Source organism: Brevibacterium sp. S111, assembly GCF_004745075.1.
GTDB lineage: Bacteria > Actinomycetota > Actinomycetes > Actinomycetales > Brevibacteriaceae > Brevibacterium.
On the sequence record NZ_RHFH01000034.1, the window covers coordinates 1 to 6,294 of the forward strand.

A 6,294-nucleotide genomic window follows, 5' to 3' on the forward strand; every position below is an offset into this window, starting at 1 on the left:
CAGAAAAATAATGTTTCTGGCATCACAACTTGTTCAAACAAACACGCTATTGGATTCTCAAACCACAAACACTCACCCATCACCACAACCCAACAAAAAGGGCGTGTTCACTGGGGGCATCAGTTTCATTTATCGTCACCCACCCGATCCCCAACCACCGCGACAAACCCTGTTTGTCCTGGTCAGGCCCGGTGGAAACCCTGTCTTTCAGACTGTGTTCCCGGCGGGGCAACGAGATATAACTCTAGACCACTCCAGCCAGGCGGTGCAACTCGAAAGCGGACTTCGCGCTGTGACACCGGTCACCGTGGCCGGTGGGGCCGAGAAAAGAGCGGGCCTCCGGGCGCCGACGCGACGCAGCGCGGCATCCCGTGGACGTGCCGCGACATCCCACGAAGGTGCCGCGACTTCCCATGGAAGTGTCGCAGCACCCGTGGAAGTGCGGGGTTCAGGCTCCCCGGTAGCCGGGCATGAGCCGATCGCTGTTGACGATCTGTTTGCCCAAGGGCATGAGCGAGACGGGAATGAGCTTGATGTTCGCCCAGCCGAGCGGGATGCCGATGATCGAGACGAACAGTGGGATCGAGGTGATGACGTGTCCGATGGCCAGCCAGATCCCGGCGACGACGAGCCAGATGATGTTGCCCAGTGTGGTGGCGACGCCGGCGGGTCGTGTTTCGATGACTTCCCGGCCGAAGGGCCACAGTGCGTAGTTGCCGATTCGAAAGGAGGCGATCCCCCAGGGGATCGTGACGATGAAGATGCAGGCGATGATGCCGGCGGCCCAATAGCCGAGTGCAAGCCAGAGGCCGGAGAAGATGAACCAGATGATGTTGAGCAGAGTGCGCATGAACTCCTCGTTCGCTGTCGGTGCAGTTCGTTCGTAGTCGGTGCAGCTGGTCTTCGTCGGGGCGAGCCGTTCGAGGTCGGCGCGATCTCGTCTCGACGTCACAGGTGTGGACGTGATTCCAGTCTGGCTGATCTTGCTTGACCTCGCCATGATGTTTTCCCGCGTCCGGTCGTGCGGTTGGCCTGCGACAGGGTCGCATCTCATGTCTACCCTGCGAACAAGTTCTGTGCTTGTAACCCGCCTTCACAAGCCAGGAGCTTGTCTCCGGGGAATACAACAGCACCGTGCCTCCCTGTCCAGGGATGGCACGGTGCTGTCGGCGACGATTTCGGCTCAGCTGACGACGTCAACGGCTCCGAGGGTCTTCTTGCCCCGGCGGAGGAGGATCACTCCCCCGGCTTCGGTGGGGAGCACCTCGGCGGGGGTCAGGGTCTGGTCGTCTCCGCTGACCTTGACGTTGTTGACGTAGGCACCGCCGTCCTTGATGGCGCGGCGGGCCTCACCTTTGGACTTGACGATGCCGGCGGCGACGAACGCGTCGGCGACGGGCATGCCTTCGGCCAGCTGAGTCGCGGACACGTCACCGCGGGGCAGCTCAGACGTGGCGGCACCGAGGGTAGCGGCGTCGAGTCCGGCCAGCTCTCCCCCGCCGAAGAGGGCCGAGGCCGCGGCGATCGCCTGCTCGTAGGCTGGGCGCCCGTGGACGAGGGTGGTGACATCCTCGGCGAGGGCCTTCTGCGCCACACGAGTGTGCGGTGCGGCGGTGAACTCGGCTTCGATGGCCTCGATCTCTTCGAGCGATCGCAGCGAGAACACCTTGAGGTACTTGACCACGTCACGGTCGTCGGCGTTGAGCCAGAACTGGCTGAAGGCGTACGGGCTGGTCAGCGACGAGTCGAGCCACACGGTGCCGGATTCGGTCTTGCCGAACTTCGTGCCGTCAGCCTTGGTGATCAGCGGTGTGGCCAGCGCATGGACGGACTTCTGCTCGACGCGACGGATGAGGTCGACGCCCGAGGTGAGGTTGCCCCACTGATCGGATCCGCCGGTCTGCAGGGAGCAGCCGTAGCGTCGGTTGAGCTCGAGGTAGTCGTTGCCCTGGAGGATCTGGTAGGAGAACTCGGTGAAGGAGATGCCGGCTTCGCTGTTCAGTCGTGCGGAGACGGATTCCTTCGCGAGCATCCGGTTGACCGGGAAGTGCTTGCCGACGTCGCGGAGGAAGTCGATGGCCGTCAGCTGCGAAGTCCAGTCGAGGTTGTTGACGATCTGCGCCGCGTGGGGGCCGTCGAAGTCGAGGAACTTCTCAACCTGGGCGCGGATCTTCGCCACCCATTCCTCGACGACCTCGCGCGGGTTGAGCGTCCGCTCCCCCGACATCCGCGGATCACCGATGAGGCCGGTGGCACCGCCGACGAGAGCCAACGGGTTGTGCCCGGCCTGCTGCAGGCGGGCCGCGGTGAGCAGCTGGACGAGGTTGCCCATGTGCAGGCTCGGCGCCGTCGGATCGAAACCGACATAATAGGTCAGCGACTCCTCGGCCAGAGCCTTCTGGAGGGCGGTCTCGTCGGTCGAAACCGCGACGAGCCCGCGGGCCTTGAGTTCACTGAAGATGTCGGTCACTTCGGTCCTTTCGAATCATTTGCCAGTGTCGGTGCGGCACCGACGGGGTCAATTCTACGTGGTCGCCGAGGCGGCGGTGCCCTTGGCTCAAGACCGCCGCGTTCCGCTCATCGATAGTTGCTTCGATGACATCGCTGGAGCCGTACCTTGAGACCTGGTTCCAGGAAAGTTTCGCGCAATTGTCGAAAACTCCGCCCCAGCCTCGATGTCACACTAGAAGGGCCGAGAGGCGGCCCTCGACGAAAGGCAGAACAATGAAGTACGTCATTCTCATCCACTCGAATCCGCAACCCTGGGGCCATCCCACCGGCAACTATGTTGCCGAAGTTCAAGCCCTGCCAAAGGAACAACGGGAGAAGTTGGATACTGACTTCGAGAAACTGCTGGGCGAACTTCATGAACGCGGCGAGCTGCTCGGCGGCGAAGCCCTGGGCGACCCTGCAGCATCCACGCTCTACCGGTGGAAGGCCGGCGCACCGACGTCGAGCGATGGCCCCTACGCGGAGTCGAAAGAGCACCTCGCTGGGTTCTTCATGATCGACGTCGCCTTCCCCGAACGTGCCGAGGAGATCGCCGCCGGTTTCGCCGGCCCCGGGGAGACCGTGGAGCTGCGGCCGATCATGGTCTTCGGCGACGGCGGCGAATGACGATGGCGACCGGTGAGGATGTGTGGCCCCGGGAGACGCCTCACGTCCTCGCTGCTCTGATGAGGCGGTTCGGCGATTTCGCCGCATGCGAGGACGCCGTTCAGGAAGCTCTGCTCGACGCCTCACAACAGTGGCCGAACACAGGTGTGCCGGACAGGCCCCGGGGCTGGCTGTTGCGGGTCGCGTCTCGTCGGCTCATCGATGCCAAACGTCAGGACGGTGCGCGTCGTGAGCGTGAGAAACGGGTGTTCACTCGTCATCGTCCCGATCAGATGCCCATCGCCGAGGCGGCCCTTGAGAACCGTGATGCCACGCTGGAGGTCCTCGCACTGTGTTGTCATCCGTCGCTCAGCCCTGAGGCTCAAGTGACCTTAGCCTTGCGTGCGGTCCTCGGGTTGAGCACGGAACAGATCGCTGCCTTGTATTTCATTCCGTCTGCCACTGCGGGGCAGAGGATCAGTCGGGCGAAGTCCACGATCGACGGTGTCGGGCGGCATTTCCCGCGGCCAGACTCGGCGACTGAGCGACTTCCCGCGATGCTCCACGCTCTCTATCTCATGTACACGGCCGGGCACAGCCGACCGAACGGTGAGGACCTCTTCGACAGGAATGTCACGTTCGAGGCCATCAGGTTGGCTCGATTGCTTCATGCCGCACTCCCCGATGAGACCGAGACTGCGGGATTGCTTGCGCTCATGCTGCTCAGCGAGGCACGCCGACCGGGCGCCGATATTGGAAGCGCTCGGAGATTCCGCCGAGGCGCTGGCCGCATACCGGACCGCCAGCAGACTGTGCACGAACGTTCCCGAGCAGAGATACCTCAATGCGCAGATTACTCGGCTGGCAGCCGATTCGCGCTGACGGAGCTATTTGCCGTCCGCATGAGCTAGTGGCTCGATGTCGGACTCCACGGCCGACGCCCCAGGATTCGGGGCACTCTCTGAAAAGGGACGGCTCGCCATGACGGCAATTGCCCCGACTACAGCGAAGAGCGCCCAGACCCCTCCGATGAGGTAGGCGCCGACGCCCGGGACCAGGATGAGGGCAGACGCGATCATCGGTGAGAGCCCCGCTCCGAGCGCTGCGGCAAGCTGATAGCCAACGGATGCACCGGTGTATCGCACGGCTGGTGGGAAGAGCTCAGAGACATAGGCCGCAATAGGCCCATAGCACAGGCCCTGGACGATCCCATTGCCGAGAATGATTGCAGCGGCGTACTGGTTGAGCTCTCCGCTGACGATGAGCAGCACGATCGGAACCGCGAGGGCTGCGGCTACCACATGGGCACCGATGAGAGAACGTTTGCGCCCGATCCTGTCGCTGAGACGGGCGACGATGAAGGTGACGATCAGGGTCGTCAACGCTCCGACGGCTTTCCAGTTGAGGACATCGGACTTGTCCTCACCTGCTGCGACTGCGACCGATACGCCCCAGACTGTCGTCAGGCCCTGAGTGACATAGATGGTCATCGTCGCGAAGAGCGCGATGAGCACTTGGCGCTTGTAGTTCTTGAACACTGTGAGCAGCGGGACTTTCCTCTCCTCGCTCTCTTCTTCGAGCTGCTGGAAGGCAGGTGTTTCGCTGACCTTGAGACGAATCACTAGGCCGACGACGATGAGTACGGCCGAGAGCAGGAACGGCAGGCGCCAGCCCCATGTCACAAAGTTGTCCCCAGTCAGCGTCGCAGTCAGTGACAGAATGAGCGTCGCCAAGATCGCTCCCGCAGGACCACCGGCGTTGGCGAACGCCGCAGCCAGTCCGCGCCGGGCCTTCGGCGCGTGCTCGAGCGCCATGAGCGCAGCACCGCCCCATTCTCCGCCGACGGCGATGCCTTGGATGATCCGAAGGGTGAACAGGGATGCGGGTGCGATCATCCCAATTGACGCAGTCGGCGGCATGAGGCCGATGATCACGGTGACGGCTCCCATCATCACCATGGAGACGATGAGGGCCTTCTTCCGTCCGACGCGATCTCCGAAGTGTCCGAAGACGACTCCGCCCAGCGGCCGGGCCAGGTATCCCGCAGCCAGGGTGCTGAATGAGGCGAACAGCGACAGACCGGGTCCGAGCCCTTCGAAGAAGAGATTCGCGAAGACGATCGACGAGGCTGTCGCGTAGAGGATGAAATCGTAGAACTCGATGGCCGATCCGACGAAGCTCGAGGTGAGGATCCTCCGCATCTCCGGCGTCTTCAAGGAGGTTTGGAGTCCGTCCTTGTCAACAACGTCTTTGTTGTTATTCATAGTTGCTTCAGCTCCTCATCGCGGCGTGTGCGGCTGTGGTGATGTTGACGGTGTCGAGGTCCTCTGGCACCAGGAATGTTCCATCGAATCCGGTGTGCCCCTTGTGCCAGACGGTGTCATCGGCGGACCCGGGAACAAGGTGGTGCAGGGCCAGTGCACGAGCCTGTGCCGCGGAGGCAATGCGAATGGCCCCATTGACCGAGGTATGTGACTTGTAATGGTGGTCGCGGGAGGCGCTGCCCTCATCGTCGTCACGGTGCGCATACATCTGATCAACCCAGTCGAAGTCGATCGCCTCGTGAAGAAGCAGATCGGTTCCCTGCGCCAGCTTGACGAGATTGGCGGTCTCACACGTGTCACCTGAAATGGTCACCGATCCGTGCTCGCTCTCGAACCTGAAAGCGAACGCTGGCGCCACTGGCGGATGCTCAACGAGGATCGCAGTCACGGTGACAAGATCATCCTGGAAGATGACGAAAGGCTCCATCTCCGGGGTCGGAGCTGTGTTCGGGTGATATCCGATGCCCTCTGGGATCTCGATATCGCGGGGGTCGAAGAGAACTTCAGGTGACGGACGCAGCGAATCGAGCACGCGGTCGTTGAGGTCTGTGGCAAACGCCCCGACGATGTTTGTAAACATGTCGGCGATGCCGGGGGTGGGGTTCGCTGGTGCCACAGGTCGCGGCGGGACGACTGCCCGCGGAGAGACCGGAGGAAGCGCTCCACGTGGACCGGGTCCAAGGAGAGGAACCGGATTGTCGACTCTTTGCTGGAGCTCGTGCATCCCGAATATAACAAGTGACGGCAGATTGGCGCGTAGCGCTACTTGGTCCCGATAGTCCACGTACCTGGTATCAGTTTTCTGGATAGGTGGTACTGCCGTGATTTCGGTGGTCTTCTGAGCGGTGGGGCGGCACGTCCGTGTCGCCCGTCA

5 protein-coding genes are annotated in these 6,294 nt (G+C 62.5%); 1 reads left to right on the forward strand and 4 read right to left on the reverse strand.

Annotation, left to right across the window (positions count from 1 at the left end; genetic code table 11):
* Nucleotides 1–448 precede the first annotated feature (448 nt).
* Together EB836_RS17765 and tyrS are read right to left on the reverse strand one after the other, a co-directional pair.
* Nucleotides 449–850, reverse strand: a complete 402-nt coding sequence (locus tag EB836_RS17765; RefSeq protein WP_135542765.1) for a YccF domain-containing protein — start codon at nucleotides 848–850, stop codon at nucleotides 449–451.
* A 333-nt stretch (nucleotides 851–1,183) separates the two neighbouring features.
* Entirely contained in the window at nucleotides 1,184–2,470 is a 1,287-nt protein-coding gene (tyrS, locus tag EB836_RS17770) for a tyrosine--tRNA ligase (protein ID WP_135542755.1), read from the reverse strand.
* Nucleotides 2,471–2,724: 254 nt separating this feature from the next.
* On the opposite strand from tyrS, the gene EB836_RS17775 reads away from it, so the two are divergent.
* Entirely contained in the window at nucleotides 2,725–3,117 is a 393-nt protein-coding gene (locus EB836_RS17775; protein WP_135542757.1) for a YciI family protein, read from the forward strand.
* An 866-nt stretch (nucleotides 3,118–3,983) separates the two neighbouring features.
* Here the strand turns inward: EB836_RS17775 and EB836_RS17785 are convergent.
* Nucleotides 3,984–5,360, reverse strand: a complete 1,377-nt coding sequence (locus EB836_RS17785; protein ID WP_135542761.1) for an MFS transporter — start codon at nucleotides 5,358–5,360, stop codon at nucleotides 3,984–3,986.
* A gap of 7 nt (nucleotides 5,361–5,367) precedes the next feature.
* On the reverse strand, nucleotides 5,368–6,000 hold the full coding sequence (locus tag EB836_RS17790; protein ID WP_240690163.1) for an MBL fold metallo-hydrolase: 633 nt from the start codon (nucleotides 5,998–6,000) through the stop codon (nucleotides 5,368–5,370).
* Between the last annotated feature and the right edge of the window lie 294 nt (nucleotides 6,001–6,294).